At 67.0% G+C, this 19,951-nt stretch carries 20 protein-coding genes and 1 tRNA gene; 8 read left to right on the top strand and 13 right to left on the bottom strand.

Annotated features, from left to right (window positions below; translation table 11 throughout):
- Positions 1-31: 31 nt before the first annotated feature.
- The gene (gene arsJ / locus M4578_RS09025) at positions 32-1,300 is read left to right on the top strand and encodes an organoarsenical effux MFS transporter ArsJ (RefSeq protein ID WP_258093117.1); all 1,269 of its coding nucleotides are present in this window, start codon (positions 32-34) and stop codon (positions 1,298-1,300) included.
- Between the two features lie 55 nt (positions 1,301-1,355).
- Here the strand turns inward: arsJ and M4578_RS09020 are convergent, their stop codons facing one another.
- Genes M4578_RS09020 through M4578_RS09005 form a run of 4 tightly spaced genes read right to left on the bottom strand, consistent with a single transcriptional unit; the run spans position 1,356 to position 4,997 of the window.
- Positions 1,356-2,480, bottom strand: a complete 1,125-nt coding sequence (locus M4578_RS09020) for an ABC transporter permease (protein WP_258093116.1) — start codon at positions 2,478-2,480, stop codon at positions 1,356-1,358.
- Complete coding sequence (locus tag M4578_RS09015; protein ID WP_258093115.1) at positions 2,477-3,400, bottom strand: ABC transporter ATP-binding protein; 924 nt, start codon at positions 3,398-3,400, stop codon at positions 2,477-2,479. Before M4578_RS09015 ends, M4578_RS09020 begins: the two co-directional genes overlap by 4 nt.
- The gene (locus M4578_RS09010) at positions 3,397-4,350 is read right to left on the bottom strand and encodes an HlyD family secretion protein (protein ID WP_258093114.1); all 954 of its coding nucleotides are present in this window, start codon (positions 4,348-4,350) and stop codon (positions 3,397-3,399) included. The genes M4578_RS09015 and M4578_RS09010 overlap by 4 nt, the downstream gene beginning before the upstream one ends.
- The gene (locus tag M4578_RS09005; protein ID WP_258093113.1) at positions 4,347-4,997 is read right to left on the bottom strand and encodes a CerR family C-terminal domain-containing protein; all 651 of its coding nucleotides are present in this window, start codon (positions 4,995-4,997) and stop codon (positions 4,347-4,349) included. The genes M4578_RS09010 and M4578_RS09005 overlap by 4 nt, the downstream gene beginning before the upstream one ends.
- Before the next feature lie 169 nt (positions 4,998-5,166).
- Here M4578_RS09005 and M4578_RS09000 point away from each other — a divergent pair, with 169 nt between their 5' ends.
- A complete protein-coding gene (locus M4578_RS09000; RefSeq protein ID WP_258093112.1) occupies positions 5,167-6,906 on the top strand; it encodes a PHA/PHB synthase family protein in 1,740 nt (579 codons plus the stop codon).
- Here M4578_RS09000 and M4578_RS08995 read toward each other — a convergent pair.
- Complete coding sequence (locus M4578_RS08995) at positions 6,891-7,232, bottom strand: phasin family protein (protein ID WP_258093111.1); 342 nt, start codon at positions 7,230-7,232, stop codon at positions 6,891-6,893. The genes M4578_RS09000 and M4578_RS08995 overlap by 16 nt on opposite strands.
- Positions 7,233-7,351: 119 nt before the next feature.
- Between M4578_RS08995 and M4578_RS08990 the strand changes: the two genes are divergently transcribed.
- Positions 7,352-8,872, top strand: coding sequence for a bifunctional aminoglycoside phosphotransferase/ATP-binding protein (locus tag M4578_RS08990; RefSeq protein WP_258093110.1), 1,521 nt, complete (start codon positions 7,352-7,354; stop codon positions 8,870-8,872).
- A 3-nt stretch (positions 8,873-8,875) separates the two neighbouring features.
- Here the strand turns inward: M4578_RS08990 and M4578_RS08985 are convergent, their stop codons facing one another.
- The gene (locus M4578_RS08985; RefSeq protein WP_258093109.1) at positions 8,876-9,160 is read right to left on the bottom strand and encodes a YrhK family protein; all 285 of its coding nucleotides are present in this window, start codon (positions 9,158-9,160) and stop codon (positions 8,876-8,878) included.
- A gap of 208 nt (positions 9,161-9,368) precedes the next feature.
- Positions 9,369-10,439, bottom strand: a complete 1,071-nt coding sequence (pheS, locus tag M4578_RS08980) for a phenylalanine--tRNA ligase subunit alpha (RefSeq protein ID WP_258093108.1) — start codon at positions 10,437-10,439, stop codon at positions 9,369-9,371.
- Positions 10,440-10,583: 144 nt separating this feature from the next.
- On the opposite strand from pheS, the gene M4578_RS08975 reads away from it, so the two are divergent.
- Positions 10,584-10,660, top strand: a tRNA-Arg gene (locus M4578_RS08975).
- Positions 10,661-10,735: 75 nt separating this feature from the next.
- Here M4578_RS08975 and rplT read toward each other — a convergent pair.
- Positions 10,736-11,101, bottom strand: coding sequence for a 50S ribosomal protein L20 (rplT, locus tag M4578_RS08970; protein ID WP_258093107.1), 366 nt, complete (start codon positions 11,099-11,101; stop codon positions 10,736-10,738).
- 15 nt (positions 11,102-11,116) lie between these two features.
- Entirely contained in the window at positions 11,117-11,317 is a 201-nt protein-coding gene (gene rpmI / locus M4578_RS08965) for a 50S ribosomal protein L35 (RefSeq protein ID WP_258093106.1), read from the bottom strand.
- A gap of 315 nt (positions 11,318-11,632) precedes the next feature.
- Between rpmI and M4578_RS08960 the strand changes: the two genes are divergently transcribed.
- From M4578_RS08960 to M4578_RS08950, 3 genes are read left to right on the top strand one after another with little or no spacing between them, the layout of a single operon-like run.
- Positions 11,633-12,565, top strand: coding sequence for a bifunctional riboflavin kinase/FAD synthetase (locus M4578_RS08960; RefSeq protein ID WP_258093105.1), 933 nt, complete (start codon positions 11,633-11,635; stop codon positions 12,563-12,565).
- Entirely contained in the window at positions 12,562-13,032 is a 471-nt protein-coding gene (locus M4578_RS08955) for a YcgN family cysteine cluster protein (protein WP_258093104.1), read from the top strand. Before M4578_RS08960 ends, M4578_RS08955 begins: the two co-directional genes overlap by 4 nt.
- Positions 13,032-14,075 carry a threonine aldolase family protein gene (locus M4578_RS08950; protein ID WP_258093103.1) on the top strand — a complete coding sequence of 348 codons (1,044 nt, stop codon included), beginning with the start codon at positions 13,032-13,034 and terminating at the stop codon, positions 14,073-14,075. The genes M4578_RS08955 and M4578_RS08950 overlap by 1 nt, the downstream gene beginning before the upstream one ends.
- Positions 14,076-14,082: 7 nt before the next feature.
- Here M4578_RS08950 and M4578_RS08945 read toward each other — a convergent pair whose 3' ends face one another.
- A complete protein-coding gene (locus tag M4578_RS08945; RefSeq protein WP_258093102.1) occupies positions 14,083-14,697 on the bottom strand; it encodes a LysE family translocator in 615 nt (204 codons plus the stop codon).
- Between the two features lie 21 nt (positions 14,698-14,718).
- The gene (gene hspQ, locus M4578_RS08940; protein WP_258093101.1) at positions 14,719-15,045 is read right to left on the bottom strand and encodes a heat shock protein HspQ; all 327 of its coding nucleotides are present in this window, start codon (positions 15,043-15,045) and stop codon (positions 14,719-14,721) included.
- A gap of 244 nt (positions 15,046-15,289) precedes the next feature.
- On the opposite strand from hspQ, the gene M4578_RS08935 reads away from it, so the two are divergent.
- The gene (locus M4578_RS08935) at positions 15,290-15,886 is read left to right on the top strand and encodes a transglycosylase SLT domain-containing protein (protein WP_258093100.1); all 597 of its coding nucleotides are present in this window, start codon (positions 15,290-15,292) and stop codon (positions 15,884-15,886) included.
- A gap of 46 nt (positions 15,887-15,932) precedes the next feature.
- Here the strand turns inward: M4578_RS08935 and M4578_RS08930 are convergent, their stop codons facing one another.
- Together M4578_RS08930 and M4578_RS08925 are read right to left on the bottom strand one after the other, a co-directional pair.
- Entirely contained in the window at positions 15,933-16,520 is a 588-nt protein-coding gene (locus M4578_RS08930) for a LolA family protein (protein WP_258093099.1), read from the bottom strand.
- A 226-nt stretch (positions 16,521-16,746) separates the two neighbouring features.
- The gene (locus tag M4578_RS08925; protein ID WP_258093098.1) at positions 16,747-19,950 is read right to left on the bottom strand and encodes a DNA translocase FtsK; all 3,204 of its coding nucleotides are present in this window, start codon (positions 19,948-19,950) and stop codon (positions 16,747-16,749) included.
- Position 19,951 lies beyond the last annotated feature (1 nt).

The following is a 19,951-nucleotide window of genomic DNA, read 5'->3' as shown; positions in this document are numbered from 1 at the left end:
CCCGACGCCGCCACCCGAAGGACCGCCCGACATGCCGACCGAGAGAGCCAGCGGGCTTGCCGCCTATGTGGCAGTGACTGCCGCCTATTGGGCCTTCATGCTCACCGATGGCGCGCTGCGCATGCTGGTGCTGCTGCATTTCCACACGCTGGGCTTTTCGCCGGTGCAGCTTGCCTATCTCTTCGTGCTCTACGAGATCGCGGGGGTGGTGACGAACCTCTCGGCGGGCTGGATCGCCGCACGGTTCGGGCTGACGGCGACGCTCTACGCCGGGCTGGCGCTGCAAGTGCTGGCACTGATCGCGCTGGCGCAGCTCGACCCGTCCTGGGCGATGGGGCTCTCGGTGCTTTATGTGATGCTGGTGCAGGGCGCTTCGGGCGTGGCCAAGGACCTTGCCAAGATGTCCTCGAAATCCGCCGTCAAGCTGCTGGCCCCCAAGGGCGAGGACGGGCTCTTTCGCTGGGTCGCGGTGCTGACCGGATCGAAAAACGCGGTCAAGGGGCTGGGCTTCCTGCTGGGCGCGGCGCTGCTTGGGCTCGCGGGCTTCGTGCCCGCGGTTTTGGGCATGGCGGCGGTGCTGGGCGTCATCCTGATCGCGGTGGTGCTGCGCATGCCGGGCGGGCTGCCGGCGGGCCGCAAGGACGCGAAATTCCGCGAGGTCTTTTCGAAGAACCGCAACGTCAACTGGCTGAGCTTCGCGCGGGTGTTCCTGTTCGGCGCACGCGACGTGTGGTTCGTGGTCGGCATCCCGATCTATTTCTATGCGGTGCTGTCGGACGGGACCGAAGCCGGCAACCGCATGGCGTTTTTCATCATCGGCAGCTTCATGGCGGTCTGGATCATCCTTTACGGCGCCGTGCAGGCGGCCGCCCCCAAGCTGCTGCACGCCCGGCGCCGGGGCACTGCGGCGCTGATCGCCGACACCCGGACCTGGGCGCTGATGCTGGCGGCGGTGCCGCTCGTGCTGGCCGGGCTGGTCGCTGCGGCGGGTGCGCCGGCGCCCTGGCTGACCGCCCTGCTGGTGGCCGGGCTGCTGGTCTTCGGTGCGATCTTTGCGGTGAACTCCTCGCTGCATTCCTATCTGATCCTCGCCTTTACCGAGGACAAACGGGTGACCATGGATGTGGGGTTCTACTATATGGCCAATGCCGCCGGGCGGCTCATGGGCACGGTGCTGTCGGGCGCGAGCTATCAGCTCGGCGGCCTGCCGCTCTGTCTCGGCACGGCGGCGGCCATGGTGGCTCTGAGCGCCTGGGGAGCGGGGCACCTGCGCACACAGCCCACGCAACAGCCGGCCTAGGGGGCAACGTCCTTCGAAGGACGTTGCAAATCTCTTCGAAGAGATTTGCCCGCGCTCAGTCCAGCGTCCGGCGGAACCTCAGCAGCGCCGCCAGCGACAGGATCAGCACGAACACCCCCAGCGCCGCGAGCGATTGCGCCACCGTCTGCGCATCCGCCCCCTTCAGCATGACCGAGCGGATCAGCCGCAGGAAATGGGTGAGCGGAAACACCTCTCCCAGCGTCTGCGCCCAGCCCGGCATCCCGCGATAGGGGAACATGAAGCCCGAGAGCATGATCGAGGGCAGGAAGAAGAAGAAGGTGAGCTGCATCGCCTGCATCTGCGTGCGCGACACTGTCGAGATCAGATAGCCCAGGATCACCAGCGCCAGCACGAAGACGAAGATCCCGAACAGGATCACCCAGAGATGCCCCACCATGGGGATGTCGAAGATCGCCTTCGAGGCGACGAGCACCACAACCACCTGCACCGCCCCGACCCCGAGATAGGGCACCACCTTGCCCAGCATGATCTCGAGCGGCGTGGCGGGCATCGACAAAAGGTTCTCCATCGTGCCCCGCTCGGTCTCGCGGGTCAGCGCCATGGCGGTCATCATCACCATGGTCAGTTGCAGGATCACCCCCAGCAGCCCCGGCACGATGTTGTATTGCGTGATGCCCTCGGGATTGTAGCGCTTGTGCACCACGACCGAGAGCGCCTGACCGTCGCTCTGCGCCCCACCCGCCTCGCGTTGCAGCGCCTCCGAGGCGACCGTGCCCAGGGTCGAGATCGCCCCCGAGGCCACCGAGGGATCGGTGGCATCCGCCTCGATCAGAATCGACGGGGCGTCGCCGCGCTCCGCCCGCCGCCCGAAATCCGACGGCACCGTCACCACGAACACCACGTCCCCCCGCGCGATCATCTCCTCGGCCTCCGCCGCCGTCGCGTCGGGCGCGATGAAACGGTAATAGCCGGTCAGCTCCAGCGCGCTGACCATCGCGCGGGTAAAACGGTCCTGCGTGGGGGCCACCAGCGCGGCGGGCAGCTCCTTCGGATCGGTGTTGATGGCAAAACCGAAAAGCATGAGCTGCACCAGCGGGATGCCGATCATCATGGCAAAGGTCACCCGGTCGCGGCGCATCTGGATCGTTTCCTTGACCAGCAGCGCCCAGAGCCTTGTGAACGAGAGAATGCGTGTCATGCCATATTGTCCTGCGCATCGCCCATGAGCTGAATGAACACGTCCTCAAGGCTGGTCTCGGCATCGGCCATCCGCGTGCCCGTCTCCTCCGCCACCCGCGCCACCGAGGCCCGCAGCGCAGCGCCGTCACGCCCCACCACATGCAGCGCATTGCCGAAGGGAGCGATCTGATCGACCCCCGCCGCCCCGGCCAGCCGCCGTGCTGCCTCGGCGGTCCGCTCGCCGGTGACGATCACCGTGGTGAGCCCCGCGTCGCGCACCACTTCGGCCACGGTGCCGCGCGCCACCAGCGTGCCGTAGGAGATATAGTTGATCCGGTGGCAGCGCTCCGCCTCGTCCATGTAATGGGTCGAGACCAGAACGGTCAGCCCGTCCGCCGCGAGCCGGTGGATCTCGTCCCAGAAATCGCGCCGCGCCTTGGGGTCCACCCCCGCCGTGGGCTCGTCGAGCATCAGCAGCTTGGGCCGGTGCATGACGCAGGCCGCCAGCGCGAGCCGCTGTTTCCAGCCGCCGGACAGCGCGCCGGCAAGCTGCCCGCGACGGCTGTAGAGCCCCAGATCCTGAAGGGTCTCGCGCACCACCTCGCGCCGCCGCGTCATCCGGTAGAGACCGGCGACAAAGTTCAGGTTTTCCTCGATGGTGAGATCCTCGTAAAAGGAAAACCTCTGGGTCATGTAGCCGACCTCGCGCTTGATCGCGCCGCGGTCGGTCAGGATGTCATGGCCCAGCACCCGCCCGGTGCCACCATCGGGCTGCAACAGCCCGCACATCAGCCGGATCGTCGTCGTCTTGCCCGAGCCGTTGGGCCCGAGAAACCCGGCAATCTCGCCCCGCTCGACCGACAGCGAGACCCGGTCGACCACCGTCCTGTCGCCGAAGCGCTTGGTCAGGTCGTGAACCGATATGGCCGGCTCGGTCACTGCGCCGTCTCCGCCAGCGAGACATCGACGATCTGCCCCGGTTTCAGCGATGAGGGCAGCGTGGGCCGCGCCTCGATCAAATAGACCAGCTTCTGCCGGTTCTCGAGCGAGTAGATGACCGGCGGCGTGAACTCCGCCTCGTCCGAGACATAGGTCACCCGCGCCGTCATCCCGGCGCCGCAGCCATCGCAATTGACCGCCAGAAGCGTGCCGACCGACACTTGCGAGAACTCTGTCTCGGGCACGTAGAGCCGCAGCTTCACCGCGCCCTCCGCCAGCATCGAAAGCACCGGAGAGGACGGGCCGGCGATCTCTCCCTCATGGCGGATCACGTCAAAGATCGTGCCCGCCGCCGGAGCGGCGAGGGTCCGTTGATCGAGGTTCCAGCGCGCCTCGTCGCGCGCGGCCTCGGCCCCGGTCATCGCGGCCTTTGCGGCGGCAATCGCCTGCGCCCGCGCCGGCAGGCGGGCGACGGCCAGCTCGGCCTCGATCTGTGCCACATGCGCTTCGGCGACCGTGGCGGCGGTCACGGCGTCGTCGCGCTGGCTTTCGGTCACGGCCCCGCGGCTGGCGAGGCTGACCATCCGGTCGCGGGTGCGGGCCGCGTCCTCGGCCTGCGCCTTGGCGGAGGCCAGCGAGGCCTCGATGGCGCGGATCTCGGCCGGGCGCTTGCCTTCCTGAAGGTCCATGAGCTGGCTTTCGGACTGCGCCAGCGCCGCCTCGGCCCGGGCGAGCGCGATCTCGGCATCGCGCCGCTCCATCGTGACCAGCACCTGGCCCGCCGCGACCGTATCGCCGCTGGTCACGGTAACGCCCCGGATCTGCGCGGTGGCAACCGGCGCGATCAGGGTGAAATCCCCCTCCACATAGCCGGTGGCCAGCGGGCCGGGATCCGCGCAGGCGCCGAACAGCGCGGCGGCAAAGGGAAGCGCACAAAGCAATCCTGTCATATCCGGCTCCTGTCGATAGAGGCGCGAAGCTGCGCCACGAGATGTTCGGCGATGCGCCCGGCCTCGTCGGGACCGACCGCGTCCCAGCCCATGCCCCGCAGCACCACCGGCTGTCCCAGTCGGAAGTAAAGCACCTGCCCGATCATCGAGAAGACCGATAGCCGCACCTCCTCGCTCTCCGCCGGGCGGCCGGTGGCCGCCGCCCAGAGCGCGCAGAGCTCGCGGTGTTTCGGGCCGACGAAGCGGTCGAAAAGGATCTGGACGATCTCTTCGGAGGCGTTCATCTCGCGCACCAGAAACCCCACCATGCTGGCCGCCTGTTCGCCGTTCAGCAGCAGCGCGGCCAACCCGCGCAGCGCCTTTTCCAGCGCCGCAACCGCCGCGTCCGCGCCGATGGCGCCGGGATCCCGCGGTGCGCCCACCGCGTCGGCGATCCGCTCCGCCGCCGCCTGGGCGCAGGCGGCGTGCAGCCCGGCCTTTCCGCCGAAGTGATAGGCGATGGAGGCGACATTGGTGCCCGCCCGCTCGGCCAGCCTGCGCGTCGATGTCGCCGCATAACCGGCAGTACCGAACAACTCGAATCCCGCCGCGATCAGATTGCTGCGGGTGGTCTCGGCGGGGCCGGATGAGTCGGGACGCGGTGCCATGGTCAGGAATTAATCAATCGTTTGATTTATGGCAAGTCACGATTCGCTGACCCGGGGTTCCGAAGTGACACGAAAAGGTTACGCTAACGGCTCAGATACGACGTAACGTCGAGGGGGTTTCTTGCTCTTGATCAAGACATTCCAAAGCAAATCGTGCCAGAGAGGGGCCATGAAACACGCCGGAAACATCCCCCCCGCCCAAGCGGTGCCGGCCGCGGACGCTGACCAGCACAGCGCCATCGACCGCGCCTTTCACGCCACCATCGGCAGCCTGACCGGGGGGCTTTCCCCCATGGGGCTGGCGACCGCCTGGTTCGACTGGGCGGTGCATTTGGCAGGCTCGCCCGCCAAGCAGGCCGAATTGCAGGAAAAGGCCGTGGCCAACGCGGCCCGGGCCATGCAAGCCTCGGTCAGTTGCCCGCTCTCCCCCGAGGGGGGCGGCTGCGCCGAGATGGCCGCCGACAAGCGGTTTCGCGCCCCCGAATGGCAGCGCTACCCCTATAATCTCATGGCCCAGTGCTTTCTGCTGACGGAAAGCTGGTGGGATACCGCCACCAGCGGCGTGCAGGGCGTCGCTCCGCGTCATGAACACATGACCAATTTCGCCGCCCGGCAAACGCTCGATATGATGGCGCCGTCAAACTACGCGCTGACCAACCCGGTGGTGCTGGAACGCACGCAGGAAGAGCATGGCGCCAACCTGCTGCGCGGCTTCCAGAACCTGCTCGAGGATTTTGCCCGCTACGCCGAGGATGCACCGCCGGATACCGGCGCCTTCAAGGTCGGGGAAAACATGGCAATCACCCCGGGCGAGGTGGTGCACCGCAACCGGCTGATGGAGCTGATCCGCTACCGGCCAACCACCAAGACCGTCCAGGCCGAGCCGCTGCTCATCGTGCCGGCCTGGATCATGAAATACTATATTCTCGATCTCTCGGCGCAGAACTCCATGGTGCGGTTCCTCGTGGATCAGGGAATCGAGGTCTACATGATCTCCTGGCTGAACCCCGATGCCGAAGACGCAGAACTCTCGATGGAGGATTACGTCCGTCTCGGCGTGTTCGAGGCGCTCGACGCCATCGGCCAGGCCGTCCCCGATCAGAAGATCCACGCCGCCGGCTATTGCCTGGGCGGGACGCTGCTCTCCATCGCCGCCGCCGCCATGGCGCGCGACGGCGACAGCCGGCTCGCCTCGCTGACGCTGCTGGCCGCGCAGGTGGATTTTGCCGAAGCGGGCGAGATCACGCTGTTCATCGACGACAGCCAGGTCGCCTTCCTCGAGGACATCATGTCCGAGCAGGGCTATCTGAAATCCGACCAGATGGCCGGCGCCTTCCAGATGCTGCGCTCGAACGATCTGATCTGGTCCCGCACGATCAACGATTACCTGCTGGGCCAACGCGGCGGGATGAACGACCTGATGGCCTGGAACGCCGATGCCACGCGCATGCCCGCGCGGATGCATTCGGAATATCTGCGCAGGCTGTTCCTCGAAAACAGGCTGGCGCTGGGGCAGTACAAGCTCGGCGGACGGCCGGTTTCGGTCGAAGACATCGACATTCCGGTCTTTGCCGTCGGCACCGAAAAGGACCATGTGGCGCCTTGGAAATCGGTCTGGAAGATCACCCGCTTCGCCGATGGCAGCAACACCTTCCTGCTGACGAGCGGCGGCCACAACGCGGGCATCGTCTCGGAGCCGGGCCACCCGCGCCGGCATTACCGGATCGGCGAGGTGATTGGCCACGCGGAAAGCGCCGACGCCTGGCAGGCATCCCATACGCCTGTCGAGGGATCGTGGTGGCCCGCATGGGCAGACTGGCTCTCTGGCCGGTCCTCGGGGACGCGCCCCGCTGTCACCGATGCGCTGCCCTCGCTCGGGGCAGCGCCGGGAACCTATGTGTTCGGCTGATCCGCGCCGGGTTTCGGGAACCACAGCCGCTCGGCCAGCTCCGACATCCGGCCCGCATGAGCCCGGTAGTCGGTGACGGCCTTGCGGAAGAACCCCGCCTGGATCTCGAACATTTCAGCCGGGCTCTTGCAGTGCAGGAACCGGTGCTGCGTGCTCACGTCCTCGCGAATCCGGTCCGCATAGAAGGACTGCATCTCGCTACCGAGATCGAGCCACGCATCCACCACCGAGGTGGCTGCGAAGGGCTCAAGGCTCCAGCGGATGTGAAAGTCGCGATCCGGCATGCGGTCGGTTGTGAGACGGTCTTTGGTAGCGATCATATTCATGATGAACCTCCACCCTTTCATAATTTGGCGATTCTAACACATCACCGCAATGCCGCCATTGATTCTGGTCATGGCCGGCGTCGCGGAATCTGAGACAATGCCGCGAGGCGGAGGCACCCATGCCAGACGACCAGACAGAGGTGATTGCCTATCTTTCCGACCCGGCCAGCCATGGCGGCGCGCCGGTGGAACATGTGCAAACCCATGGGGCGCATGTGTTTCTCGCCGGCGACCACGCCTACAAGATCAAGCGCGCCGTAACCTACGACTACATGGATTTCTCGACCCTGCCGCTGCGCGAGGCGATGCTGCGCCGCGAACTTGATCTGAATCGTCCCATGGCGCCGGAGATCTACCGCGACATCTGCCCGCTCACCCGCCGCGAGGATGGCGGGCTGGAGCTGGATGGCAGGGGCGCCGTGGTGGAATGGGTGCTGCGCATGGCCCGATTCCCCCGCGAAAACGAGCTCTCGGAGATTGCCGGGCGGGGCGCCCTGACCGACGGGCTCGCACAAGCGCTGGGAGAGTCCATTCACGCCTACCACGAACAGGCGCCCCGGCGCGATGCCGATGGCGCCCGGCTGATGGCCGACATCGTGACCGAGCTGGAAGATGCCTTTTCCGGCATGACGGAGGAGCTGGGCCCGGAGCGCCCCCTGCTCTTCCGCCAGCGCGCGCGGCGCCTGCAAGCGGCGCTGGCGCCGCTGCTGACGGCGCGCGCGGCAGAGGGCCATGTCCGCCGGGCGCATGGCGATCTGCATCTGCACAATATCGTGCTGCTGGACCGGCGCCCGGTGCTGTTCGACGCGCTGGAATTCGACGAGGTTCTGGGCACCTGCGACGTGCTCTACGATCTCGCCTTTCTGGTGATGGATCTGCGCCACCGCCGGCTGGCCCGCGCCGCCTGCATCGTGCTCGATTCCTGGCTCTTCGCGGCAGAGGGGCAGCAGGATGCCGGGCTCGCCGCCCTGCCCTATTTCCTGGGCATCCGCGCGGCGATCAAGGCGATGGTCGAGGTCCAGACCGGACGCGCCGCCGGAGACCCCGCAGAGCATGCCGCGCAGGCGCGGGGCTTTCTCGACGACGCGCTTGCCAGCTTTGCCCCGCCGCCGCCGCGGCTGCTGGTGGCGGGCGGGCTCTCGGGCGTCGGCAAGACGACGCTGGCCCGCGACCTCGCCCCGCTGCTGAGCCCTGCCCCCGGCGCCGTGCATCTGCGCAGCGATCTCGAGCGCAAGCGGCTTGCCGGGGTGCGCCCGCTCGACCGGCTGCCCGCCGATGCCTATGGCGCGGCGGCGACGCAGGCGGTCTATGACCGGCTGCTGGCCCGCGCCGAAGCGCTGCTCCGCGCCGGGCGCAGCGTGCTGATCGACGCCACCTGGCTCGCCCCCGCCGAGCGCAGGGCGGTGGAGGCGATGGCAACACGGCTGAACCTACCGTTCGCGGCACTCTGGCTGGAGGCGGAAACCGGCACCTTGCAGGCCCGCGTCACAGCGCGGCGCGGCGATGCCTCGGATGCGGATGCGGGCGTCGTCGCCCGCCAGGCGCTGCATGCCCAGGTGCCCGCCCATTGGCGGCGCATCGACGCCTCGGGCCGGCCCGGCGACACCCTGCTGCGGGCGCGCGAAGCGCTGGGGCTGTGAACGCTATTCGCCCTCCGCCCGCTGCGCCAGCCGGTCGAGCCGGCCCATGCGGTAGAGCTTGATCTCGCGGCTCAGGCGAAGCGTCGGCTTGGCCATGAAAAACACCGAGCCGATGGTGAAGAGCCAGACCGCCGGGATCTCGTAGACCGGAAAGAAGAACAGCACCGAGCCCACGGTAAAGCAGAGCGCGGCGGCGAAATCGACGGCGGTATAGGCGATCTCGAAGAGCGCGTAGACACGGCGGGTGGCGTCGTTGCGTTCGCGGTTCTCATGGTGAAAGAGCTTCATGCCGAACAGTCTCTCTTGTGGCGGGTCTCGCCCACCCTACAAAGTCGAGAGGGGCAGGCGAACCTCTGCTTCGAGACATCGAAACGTCCAATCCCCGTGCGCTCGGCCCGGAATCAAGGCCGAAGGCCGCCGGGCCCGGCTTTCGTTTCGCTTGCGATCAGGCGGTCTACGGTCCGGATCCCCCCGAGCCGCGTACCTTGCAGCCGCCTTACCGCGACAGCCCGCCCCGGATCGTCGGCACGTCCAGCGACGCAAAGCCGTAGTTCCGCAGCCAGCGCAGATCGCTGTCGAAGAAGGCGCGCAGATCGGGGATGCCGTATTTCAGCATCGCGATCCGGTCGATCCCCATGCCGAAGGCAAAGCCCTGCCATTTGTCCGGATCAACCCCGCCCGACCGTAGCACATGCGGGTGCACCATGCCCGAGCCCAGCACTTCCAGCCAGTCGTCGCCTTCGCCCACCACGACCGAGCCGTCTTTCCACTGACACTGGATGTCGACCTCCGCCGACGGTTCGGTGAAGGGGAAATGCGAGGCACGGAAGCGGGTCTTCACCGTGGTGCCGAAATAGGCCGAGAAGAACTCCTCCAGCACCCATTTCAGGTTCGCCATGGAGATGTCCTTGTCGATCGCCAGCCCCTCGACCTGATGGAACATCGGCGTGTGGGTCTGGTCGTAATCGGCCCGGTAGACGCGCCCCGGACAGATGATGCGCAGCGGCGCGCCATGCTGTTCCATCGAGCGGATCTGTACCGGCGAGGTATGGGTGCGCAGCACATGCGGCGGGCGGTCGTCGTCCGCCGCGCGGTGCATGTAGAACGTGTCCATCTCGGCACGGGCCGGGTGGTGGCCGGGGATGTTCAGCGCATCGAAATTGTACCAGTCTTCCTCGACCTGCGGGCCTTCGGCGACGGCAAAGCCCATATCGGCGAAGATCGCGGTGCATTCCTCCCAGACCTGGCTGACCGGGTGGATGCTGCCCACGCGGCGGGTGCGGCCCGGCAGGGTCACGTCCAGCCATTCGGCGGCAAGCCGGTCGTTCAGCGCGGCATCGGCCAGCGCCACCTTCTTGGCGGAAAGCGCCGAGTTGATCTCGTCCTTGAGCGCGTTGAGCTTCGGCCCCATAACCTGCCGCTCTTCGGGGCTCATCTTGCCGAGGCTGCGCATCTGCAGGCTGATCTCGCCCTTCTTGCCCACGGCCTGCACGCGCAGCTCCTCCAGCGTGGCCTCGTCGGCCGCTGTGGCGATCAGGTCGATATATTTGTCGCGCAGGTCATCCATCGCGGTACCCTCGGATCTGTCTTTGCCGCCTCACCTACCGAGGCCGGGGGCCGGACGCAAGCGGACAGCGCGGGAGAGGGCGGGAAATGCCCCTCCGGCGGCGATTGCGCAGCACCGGGCGAGGGGCTAGAAGGACGATATGCCGGCCCGTTAGCTCAACTGGATAGAGCAGCTGACTTCTAATCAGCAGGTTGAGGGTTCGAGTCCTTCACGGGTCGCCAGCACCCCTCATGTGCAAAAGAAAACCGCGCCCGGATCGCTCCGGACGCGGTTTTTCTCGATTAATAAGCGCGGGCTCAGGCGGCCAGAGCGCCTTTGGCCTGCTCCACGATGGCGCCGAAGGCTTCGGGCTCGTGCACGGCGAGATCGGCCAGAACCTTGCGGTCCACCTCGATCCCGGCCTTGGTCAGACCGTTGATGAATTTCGAATAGGTCAGCGCCTCGTCATACGAGCGGACAGCCGCGTTGATCCGCTGGATCCACAGCGCGCGGAAGTTGCGCTTGCGGTTCTTGCGGTCGCGGGTCGCGTATTGGTTGGCCTTGTCGACGGCCTGGGCTGCGACCTTGAAGGTGTTCTTGCGGCGGCCGTAATAGCCTTTCGCCTGCGAGAGAACCTTCTTGTGACGGGCGTGGGTGACGGTTCCACCTTTGACTCGGGACATGTGTCGATCCTCCTATCAGCGGTCGTAGGGCATGTAGCCCTTGACGATTTTCGCGTCGGGGGCCGACAGCGTGGTGGTGCCGCGCGCGTCGCGGATGAATTTCTTGGTGCGCTTGATCATGCCGTGGCGTTTGCCGGCCTGAGCGGTGATCACCTTGCCGGTGGCGCTCACCTTGAAGCGCTTCTTGGCGCTCGACTTTGTCTTCATCTTGGGCATTTCCGTCTCCTTGACGTTTGGCGTTGACGCGCGACTCGGCATGCCACTCCGGGCCGGCCGCGCGGGTAGAGGCGCCCCTATAGGACCGAGCGCCCGGTGATGCAAGCGGGAATCGGGCCCTGCGCCCGGCCATACCGACGCGCCGTGCCCTGCGGCGCGTGCCACGGCACACACAGGCCAGCGGCGGCGCCCGGCCCGGCAAAGGCCGAAGCGGCGGGCGCGCTTGCGGCGACATCTGCCACAGCCCGCCCCGCTTTTCCAGGCGCGTTCCAAGCCACCTTGCACCCGGACGCGCGGGCGGCTAGGGCTTCGGCCATGCGGATCATCCGGGATTATCAATTCGTCGAGACCCAGGACCGGGGCGCCAGCGTGGCCATCGGCAATTTCGACGGTGTGCACCGCGGCCACCAGGCAGTGATCCGCCTCGCGCGCGCGGCCTGCGCCGGCGCGCCGCTGGGGGTGCTGACCTTCGAGCCGCATCCGCGCCAGTATTTCACCCCCGACGCCCCGCCCTTCCGGCTGATGTCGCCCAAGGCGCGCGCCTCGCGGCTGGAGAAACTGGGGGTCGAGCGGCTTTACGAGCTGAATTTCAACAGTGCGCTGGCGGCGCTCACCCCTTATGAGTTCGCCCGCCGCGTGATCACCGACGGGCTGGGCCTGTCGCATGTGGTTGTCGGCGCCGATTTCTGTTTCGGCAAGGACCGCAAGGGCACCGTGGACGATCTCAAGCGCTTCGGCGACGAGATGGGCTTTGGCGTGACCGTCGCCGAGATCCTCGAATATGACGGCGGTCAGGTCAGTTCCACCGCCATCCGTCAGGCGCTGAGCGATGGCCGCCCCCGCGATGCGGCGGCGCAGCTCGGCCACTGGCACCGGATCGAAGGCACGGTCATCGGCGGCGAACAGCGCGGCCGCGAGCTGGGCTATCCCACCACCAACATGTCCATCGACGGGCTGCATCCGCCCAGGCTCGGCGTCTATGCGGTGCTGGTCGATGTCATGGACGGCGAGCACAAGGGCCAGTATCACGGCGCCGCCTCGATCGGCGTGCGCCCGATGTTCGGCGAGAACCGGCCCAATCTCGAGACCTTCATCTTCGATTTTTCCGGCGATCTCTATGGCGCCACGCTCAGCATCGGGCTGGTCGACTATCTCCGCCCCGAAGAGAAATTCGATAGCCTCGACGCGCTGATCACCCAGATGGAGGCCGATTGCGCACAGGCGCGCGCAATCCTGGCCGCCCTATGAGCGATCCCATCGACCGCAGCGGCCTGACGCCGCGCTTCTGGGAGAAGAAACGGCTCGACCAGCTTTCCGAGCGCGAATGGGAGGCGCTCTGCGACGGCTGCGGCAAATGCTGCCTGAACAAGCTCGAAGACGAGGAAACCGGCGAGGTGGCGCTGACCTGCGTGGCCTGCCGGCTTTTCGACGACAGCACCTGCCGCTGCGCGCAATACGAGATCCGGCATCAATTCGTGCCGGAATGCATCGTTCTGAAACCCTCGAATATCGACGAACACGCCTACTGGATGCCGCAGACCTGCGCCTATCGTCTGCTCTGGCAGGGCAAGCCGCTGTTCGACTGGCATCCGCTGATCTCGGGCGATCCCGAGACGGTGCACGCCGCCGGCGTGTCGATGCGACACCGCACGGTGCCGGAGTTCGAAATCGACGAGGACGATTGGGAAGACCATATCATCGAGGAACCGACCTGATGTTCTTTGCCTCCGACAATTCCGGTCCCGTGGCGCCGCAAGTGCTGGAAGCGCTGGCGCGCGCCAATGACGGCTATGCGCCGGGCTATGGCAGCGACACGCTGTCGGAACAGGTGGTGGAGCGGCTGCGCGCGTTGTTCGAGGCGCCCGAGGCGGCAGTCTATCTGGTGCCCACCGGCACGGCGGCCAATGTTCTGTCGCTGGCCTGTCTCTGCCCGCCCTATGCCACGGTCTTCTGTTCCCCTGTGGCACATATCCAGGAAGACGAGTGCAACGCGCCGGAATTCTACACCGGCGGCGCCAAGCTGACGCTGGTGGGCGACGGCGACCGCATGCGCCCCGAGGCACTGCGCGCGGCCATCGCGAACGAAGAGACCCGGGGCGTGCACGGCCCGCTGCGCGGCCCGGTCTCGATCACCCAGGTTGCCGAGCGCGGCAATGTCTACAGCCTCGACGCGCTGCGCGCGCTGACCGATGTCGCGCGGGAGTTCGGCCTGCCGGTGCATCTCGATGGCGCGCGCTTCTCCAACGCGGCGGTGAAGCTGGGTGTGACGCCCGCCGAGATGAGCTGGAAGATCGGCGTGGACATCTGCGTCTTCGGCGGCACCAAGAACGGGCTGATGGGGGTGGAGGCGGTGCTGATCTTCGACCCGGCCAAAGCCGCCGAGTTCGAGCTGCGCCGCAAGCGCGGCGCGCTGCTGTTTTCCAAGCATCGCTATCTCGCGGCGCAGATGGCGGCCTATCTGGACGGCGATCTCTGGCACGATCTCGCCTCGCGGGCCAATGCCCGCGGCGACCAGCTTGTGCAGGGGCTGAAAGGCATGGGGGTCGCGGTCAGGACCGAGGCCCATGCCAATGTGGTGTTCTTCGAAATGCCCCGGCGCGTGCACCGCGCCGTACAGGAGGCCGGCGCGGTCTATCACCTCTGGGACGATCTGGAGGGGCCCGGGGACAGCCCCGCGCTGGCGCGGCTCGTCTGCGACTGGTCGCTCTCGCCGAAAGCCGTGTCCGACTTCCTCGATCTGGTCGGCAAGGCGCTCTGATCCGCGCTCAGCGCGGCAGGCGCGCAAGCGCCAGCCCGGTCCCCGCCAGCAGATAGAGCGCTCCGGTCAGCCGGTGCCGCAGCCGCCCCGCGCCCTGAAGCCACCGGCGCGCCCGGCGGGCGGCCAGCGCCCAAAGCAGATCTCCCGCAAACAGCACCGTGAGATACAGCCCCGCGACTCCCGCCAGCGCCGCCGCGCCGCCCTCAGGGGCGACGAATTGCGGCAGGAAGGCCGCGTTGAACAGCAGCGTCTTGGGGTTCACCGCGGCCACCAGCGCGCCCTGCCCCACCAGCCGCAGCGGCGGACAGCGCGGCGGCTCTGCCGGTGCCAGCCCCTCGGCCCCGCGTCGCCAGGCCGCGACCCCGAGCCAAAGCAGATAGACCACCCCGGCCCAGCGCAGCCAGTGCAGCGCCCAGCCCGCCAGATCGAGCAGCGCCGCCAGCCCCGCCACCACAAGCCCCACCTGCAAGGCCACGCCCAGCGTGGTGCCCGCGACGGTGGCCGCGCCATGGCGCAGCCCGTGCCGCAACGTGTTGCCCACGATCAGCGCCACGTTCGGCCCCGGAATCGCCACCAGAACCGCCGTGGAGAGCACAAGGGTCAGAGCCGCCGCGAGATCCATGCCCGAGGCCCCGCCGCTGCGTCAGTTAAGCTGGAAATGCAGCTCGTAGCTGCCATCGTTGAAGGCGCCGAACAGGTCCGGGATGTCGGGATGATCCACCGGCTCGCCGGAATAATCGGCAACCAGATTCTGCTCGGACACATAGGCCACGTAGAAACTCTGATCGTTCTCGGCGAGCAGATGATAAAAAGGCTGGTCCTTCACCGGGCGCGACTCCTCGGGGATGGCTTCGTACCATTCCTCGGTATTGCTGAACTCGGGATCGACATCAAAGACCACGCCCCGGAAAGGGTGCTTGCGATGCCGGACGACCTGGCCCAGATGATATTTCGCGCGCTGTGTGTGCATTCAGACCTCTTGGGCCAAGTTTTGGCATTTCCGTGGCGGATTGTCCAACTTAAGGACGATTTTTACAGGAAACACACTGTGAACTGCGGCCCAACAGTGGCATTCCCGGACAGCGTTGCCCGTTCGCCAGCATAGAGTTGCTGACGCGGGCTACCAGCGGAAATGTGATTCCCTCCGCCTGCGCATTGGGGTAAACTCAAGTTTAGGCAAGAAACCCATAAAAACAATGAAAAGCGAGAGGCAGATGAGCAGATGGCTTCGCGCGTTGGTGATTGTGTTGCTGGCCGCTTCCTGCGGGGGCGGCGGCGGAAGCGGGCAGTCGCCCGGCAATCTTGACGACGCCTGTTCGATCCTGAACCAGCGGCCGCAATACATCCGCGCCTTCCGGGCGACCGAACGGAAATGGGGCGTGCCGGTGCATGTGCAGATGGCGACAATCTATCAGGAAAGCAAATTCAAATCCGACGCGCGGACCCCGTTCCGCTACGCGCTCGGCGTGATTCCCTATGGCCGCCAAAGCTCGGCCTTCGGCTACAGCCAGGCGCTGGACGGCACCTGGGAGGAATATCTGACCGCCACCGGCAAGCGCGGCGCGCAGCGCGACGACATCCGCGACGCGACCGATTTCATGGGCTGGTACATGGCCGGAAGCCGCGACCGTCTGGGCATCAGCCTGCGCGACGCCCGCAACCAGTATCTCGCCTATCACGAAGGGCGGACGGGCTTCAAACGCGGCACCTACAATTCCAAGGCCTGGCTGCTGCGCGTCGCAGACGAGGTCGGAGACCGCGCGGTGGTCTACGAGGTGCAACTCGCCAATTGCCGCGCCGCGCGGCGCTGACGGAAAAACACAGGGCGCCCCGGGGCGCCCTGCCCTTTGGGACGGGTCAGCGGCCGCCCACGCGCTTCACGTCGAACACGCTGTTGGCCAGCGCGGTGTCTTCCAGACCGCCCAGCACGACCGTGGTCCGGTTGCCGTTGCCATCGTCGATCACCCATTGCCGCAGCTCCACCGGATTGCCGGTGAACTTGAGCTGGATCGAGCCGTATTCCGGCCGCTTCGGATCCTGCGCGGTCACCGTGGTCGCGGTGCCGTCATAGCTGTGCCCGGTGACCATGCCGGCCTGCGCCAGATTGACGTTGCGCGCCAGGATGATCGACAGCGGCGTCTGTGCCAGCGGATAGGTCTCGGGCTGCCCGCTCACCTTCTTGTCGAAGATATAGACCGCCCCCGACCAGGCCAGCACCAGCGCCTGATCCGGCGGGTTGTATTCGAACCGCGCCTTGCCCGGGCGCTTGATATAGATCGTCCCGGTCGAGATCGTGCCGTCGCCATTGATCTGGGTGAAAGGGCTCTTGGCCGACTGGATCGTGTTCAGATAGCCCGAAATCTCGTTCAGCGAGAGTTTCTGCGCCGCCGCCGGCAGCGCGGTCAGCATCAGCGCCGCCAGCGCGGCGGGGATGAGTCGGAGCATGTGACGTCCTTCCTGCTCGTGTCGTCGCCTCTATATGGCAACCCGAACGCGGTTATGCGATAGCCGCCCGCCGATATGAGCAGATAGGCGCCCCGCTGCGCCGGTCCAGCCCCGCACCGGGCAAAGCGCGCCGCCCCCCTTCATCTTTCTAAAAATACTCAAAAAAATGCCGCCCGCGCCAAAGGCGCGAACGGCGGTCCTGTCAGCGAATCCTGCCCCCGCGGGTTCAGGCCTGCTCCGGCACCAGGATCTCGCGCTTGCCCACGTGGTTCGCCGGCGAGACGACGCCCTCGTCCTCCATCTGCTCCACAAGCCGCGCGGCCTTGTTGTAGCCGATGCCCAGCTTGCGCTGGATGTAGGAGGTCGAGCACTTCCGGTCCTTGATGACGATGGCCACCGCCTGATCGTAAAGCGCATCCTCGCCACCGGTGTTGCCGCCGGTGTTCAGCCCCAGCACCGCGTCGATGTTCTCGGCCTTGTCGTCATCCGGCCCCTGCACCACGCCCGCGACATAATCCGGCGGACCGAAGGCCTTGAGATGGTTCACCACCTCCTCGACCTCCTCATCCGACACAAACGGTCCGTGGCAGCGGGTGATCTTTGCCCCACCGGCCATGTAGAGCATGTCGCCCATGCCCAGAAGCTGCTCGGCGCCCATCTCGCCCAGGATCGTCCGGCTGTCGATCTTCGAGGTCACCTGGAAGGAGATCCGCGTGGGGAAGTTCGCCTTGATCGTGCCGGTGATCACATCCACAGAGGGCCGCTGCGTGGCCATGATGATATGAATGCCCGAGGCCCGCGCCATCTGCGCCAGACGCTGGATGCAGGCCTCGATCTCCTTGCCCGCGACCATCATCAGGTCGGCCATCTCGTCCACGATGACCACGATATAGGGCATCTTCTTGGGCTCGAACTCTTCGGTCTCGAAGACCGGCTCGCCGGTCTCGTCGTCAAAGCCGGTCTGCACCGTGCGCTTGAACAGCTCGCCCTTCTTCAGTGCCTCGGCGACCCGGCCATTGTAGCCGTCGATGTTCCGCACGCCCATCTTGGACATCTTGCGATAGCGGTCCTCCATCTCGCCCACGACCCATTTCAGCGCCACGACGGCCTTCTTGGGGTCGGTCACCACGGGCGAGAGCAGATGCGGGATGCCGTCATAGACGGAAAGTTCCAGCATCTTGGGGTCGATCATCACCAGCCGCAGATCGTCCGGCGTCAGCTTGTAGAGCAGCGACAGGATCATGGTGTTGATGGCCACGGACTTGCCGGAGCCGGTGGTCCCGGCGATCAGCAGGTGGGGCATCTTGGCGAGGTTCGCGACCATCGCGTCGCCGCCGATATCCTTGCCCAGCGCCAGCGGCAGCTTCTGGTTGCCGTCGCCGTAATCGCGGGACGACAGGATCTCGCGGAACGACACCATCTCGCGGTTCTCGTTGGGAAGTTCGATGCCGATCACCGAGCGGCCCGGCACGGTCGAGACACGGGCCGACAGCGCCGACATGGAGCGCGCGATGTCGTCGGCAAGGCCGATCACGCGCGATGCCTTGAGGCCCGGCGCCGGTTCCAGCTCGTACATGGTGACCACGGGGCCGGGGCGGACCGAGACGATCTCGCCCTTCACGCCGTAATCGTCGAGCACGGTTTCCAGCATCCGCGCGTTCTCTTCCAGCGCCTCGTCGGAGAGGTGATGGCGTTCGATGGCATCGGGGCTGGCCAGCAGGCTGAGCGGCGGCAGTTCGTATTCCGAATGCCCCTCGTCAAAGCTGAGCTGCGGCTGCGCCTCGGCCTGCGCGCGGCGCGAGGGCTGCATCGGCTTGCGCTGCGGCTGCTGCACCACCTTCTTGGGCTGTGCGATCGGGATCGCCGTGCGTTCGACATGAGCGGGCATGGCGGGGATGTGGTCGTCCTCGTCGCCGTAATCGTCGAAATCGCGGTAATCGGCAAAATCGTCGTAATCGTCGGTCACCGCGTCCTCGGCCTGCAACGCCTCGCTCAGAGGCGCCGGAGCGGGCGGCACGACTGGCATCGGCGCGGCAACCCGGGCGGTCTCCGGCTGCGGCGCGGGCGCCGGGGCCGACAGGACAGGCTCGGGCGCGAGGGCCGGCGCCGGGGCAGCAGGCGCTGCGACAGGCGCGGCCGCCACCGCCGCACGCGGCGCAGAAAGCGGCGGCTCCGGCGGCAGGCTGTGCGGATGCGGATGCGCGGCGCTCACCGGCGGCTCGCGGCGCACAGCGGGGGCGGGCTGATAGATCAGCGGATCGGGGCCACGGCCACGGCCCTTGGTCAGCGGCTTCGAGGGGTCGGGCACAAAGGCGGGCGCCGCCTCGGAGGCCGGCTCGGGACGGCGGGCGCGGATCACATCGGCGATCTTGGCGCGGATCCGCTCCTCGCCCGGCTGCTCCACATCGTGATCCATCTCGGCGGGTTCGACCAGCTCGGGTTCCGGCATCGGCTCGGGGCGCTTGATCAGCCCGGGCACGCGCGCCAGCAACCCCTGCTTTTTCGGCTCGGGCGCGGGCTCTGCCTCGACAAAGCCGGCATAGCCCTCGTCATAGTCCGGTGCCGGAGCGGGCGTGGCGGTCATGACACGCGGGGCGACGGGCTGCGTGGCCATCGGCGCAGCCGCGGGCGCGGCAGCGGGCGGGCGGCGCACCAGCGAGGGAGACGGAACCGCCTCTTGCGCGGCGGCCCAGGCGGCGGCCTCTGCCGCTTCCTGCTGGCGACGCTCGCGGCGGGCGGCCTGAGCCGCCTGCATATGCTGCGCGGCAGCCACCGACGCGCTGGCCCCGCGTCCCAGCAGGGTCAACAGGGTGGCATAGACCATGACCACACCGACCAGCAGGAACCGCGCGATGGCATTCAACTCGATCCGGGTGAAGCCCAGCACGAAGGCGCCCATGGTGACGATGCCGACCCCCAGCACGATCATCGCGAGCTTGAGCCCGAGCCCCGCGCCCAGCGGCAGGATGCCCAGCACAGAGCCCATCATCATATCGCCGAACAGCCCGCCCAGCCCGAAGCTGTGGGTCCATTCCGGCCCCACGGGCTGGCCTGCGGCATAAACGGCGGACAGGGCGATCCAGATCGGAGCAAAGACGACCCGCGAGAGCGCACGCTCTTCGCCGCGGTGAAGGGCGAGGCGCACCCCCCAGACCAGCAGCACAAGCGCAAGACCCCAGCTTCCCCAGCCGACGATCATGAAAAGCGGCGCTGCGATGGAGGCGCCCATGCGACCCATCCAGTTCTGCACCGGCGCATCGGTGGCCGACAGCCAGGAGGGATCGTCGGGCGTATAGGATCCGATCATCGCGGCAGCCATCAGCCCCAGCGCCACCAGCGCCAGACCGCCCAGCTCCTTGCCGCGCTTCTCGATTGCCGCCTGCATGTTGCTGTCGAATAGGGGGTCACGCCCCCGTGCCTGATATGCCATC

It is taken from the genome of Salipiger pentaromativorans, from assembly GCF_024721115.1.
Taxonomy (GTDB): Bacteria; Pseudomonadota; Alphaproteobacteria; order Rhodobacterales; family Rhodobacteraceae; genus Salipiger; species Salipiger pentaromativorans.
The sequence above is the reverse complement of the archived record's forward strand: the minus strand, read 5'-3'. Positions and strand labels throughout refer to the sequence as shown.

What these genes read in the sequence shown, in the direction of transcription:
- arsJ (WP_258093117.1), top strand. Translation starts at nt 32, where the DNA reads ATGCCGACCGAGAGAGCCAGCGGGCTTGCCGCCTATGTGGCAGTGACT.
- M4578_RS09020 (WP_258093116.1), bottom strand. Translation starts at nt 2,480, where the DNA reads ATGACACGCATTCTCTCGTTCACAAGGCTCTGGGCGCTGCTGGTCAAG.
- M4578_RS09010 (WP_258093114.1), bottom strand. Translation starts at nt 4,350, where the DNA reads ATGACAGGATTGCTTTGTGCGCTTCCCTTTGCCGCCGCGCTGTTCGGC.
- M4578_RS09005 (WP_258093113.1), bottom strand. Translation starts at nt 4,997, where the DNA reads ATGGCACCGCGTCCCGACTCATCCGGCCCCGCCGAGACCACCCGCAGC.
- M4578_RS09000 (WP_258093112.1), top strand. Translation starts at nt 5,167, where the DNA reads ATGAAACACGCCGGAAACATCCCCCCCGCCCAAGCGGTGCCGGCCGCG.
- M4578_RS08995 (WP_258093111.1), bottom strand. Translation starts at nt 7,232, where the DNA reads ATGAATATGATCGCTACCAAAGACCGTCTCACAACCGACCGCATGCCG.
- M4578_RS08990 (WP_258093110.1), top strand. Translation starts at nt 7,352, where the DNA reads ATGCCAGACGACCAGACAGAGGTGATTGCCTATCTTTCCGACCCGGCC.
- M4578_RS08985 (WP_258093109.1), bottom strand. Translation starts at nt 9,160, where the DNA reads ATGAAGCTCTTTCACCATGAGAACCGCGAACGCAACGACGCCACCCGC.
- pheS (WP_258093108.1), bottom strand. Translation starts at nt 10,439, where the DNA reads ATGGATGACCTGCGCGACAAATATATCGACCTGATCGCCACAGCGGCC.
- rplT (WP_258093107.1), bottom strand. Translation starts at nt 11,101, where the DNA reads ATGTCCCGAGTCAAAGGTGGAACCGTCACCCACGCCCGTCACAAGAAG.
- rpmI (WP_258093106.1), bottom strand. Translation starts at nt 11,317, where the DNA reads ATGCCCAAGATGAAGACAAAGTCGAGCGCCAAGAAGCGCTTCAAGGTG.
- M4578_RS08960 (WP_258093105.1), top strand. Translation starts at nt 11,633, where the DNA reads ATGCGGATCATCCGGGATTATCAATTCGTCGAGACCCAGGACCGGGGC.
- M4578_RS08955 (WP_258093104.1), top strand. Translation starts at nt 12,562, where the DNA reads ATGAGCGATCCCATCGACCGCAGCGGCCTGACGCCGCGCTTCTGGGAG.
- M4578_RS08950 (WP_258093103.1), top strand. Translation starts at nt 13,032, where the DNA reads ATGTTCTTTGCCTCCGACAATTCCGGTCCCGTGGCGCCGCAAGTGCTG.
- M4578_RS08945 (WP_258093102.1), bottom strand. Translation starts at nt 14,697, where the DNA reads ATGGATCTCGCGGCGGCTCTGACCCTTGTGCTCTCCACGGCGGTTCTG.
- hspQ (WP_258093101.1), bottom strand. Translation starts at nt 15,045, where the DNA reads ATGCACACACAGCGCGCGAAATATCATCTGGGCCAGGTCGTCCGGCAT.
- M4578_RS08935 (WP_258093100.1), top strand. Translation starts at nt 15,290, where the DNA reads ATGAGCAGATGGCTTCGCGCGTTGGTGATTGTGTTGCTGGCCGCTTCC.
- M4578_RS08930 (WP_258093099.1), bottom strand. Translation starts at nt 16,520, where the DNA reads ATGCTCCGACTCATCCCCGCCGCGCTGGCGGCGCTGATGCTGACCGCG.
- M4578_RS08925 (WP_258093098.1), bottom strand. Translation starts at nt 19,950, where the DNA reads ATGGCATATCAGGCACGGGGGCGTGACCCCCTATTCGACAGCAACATG.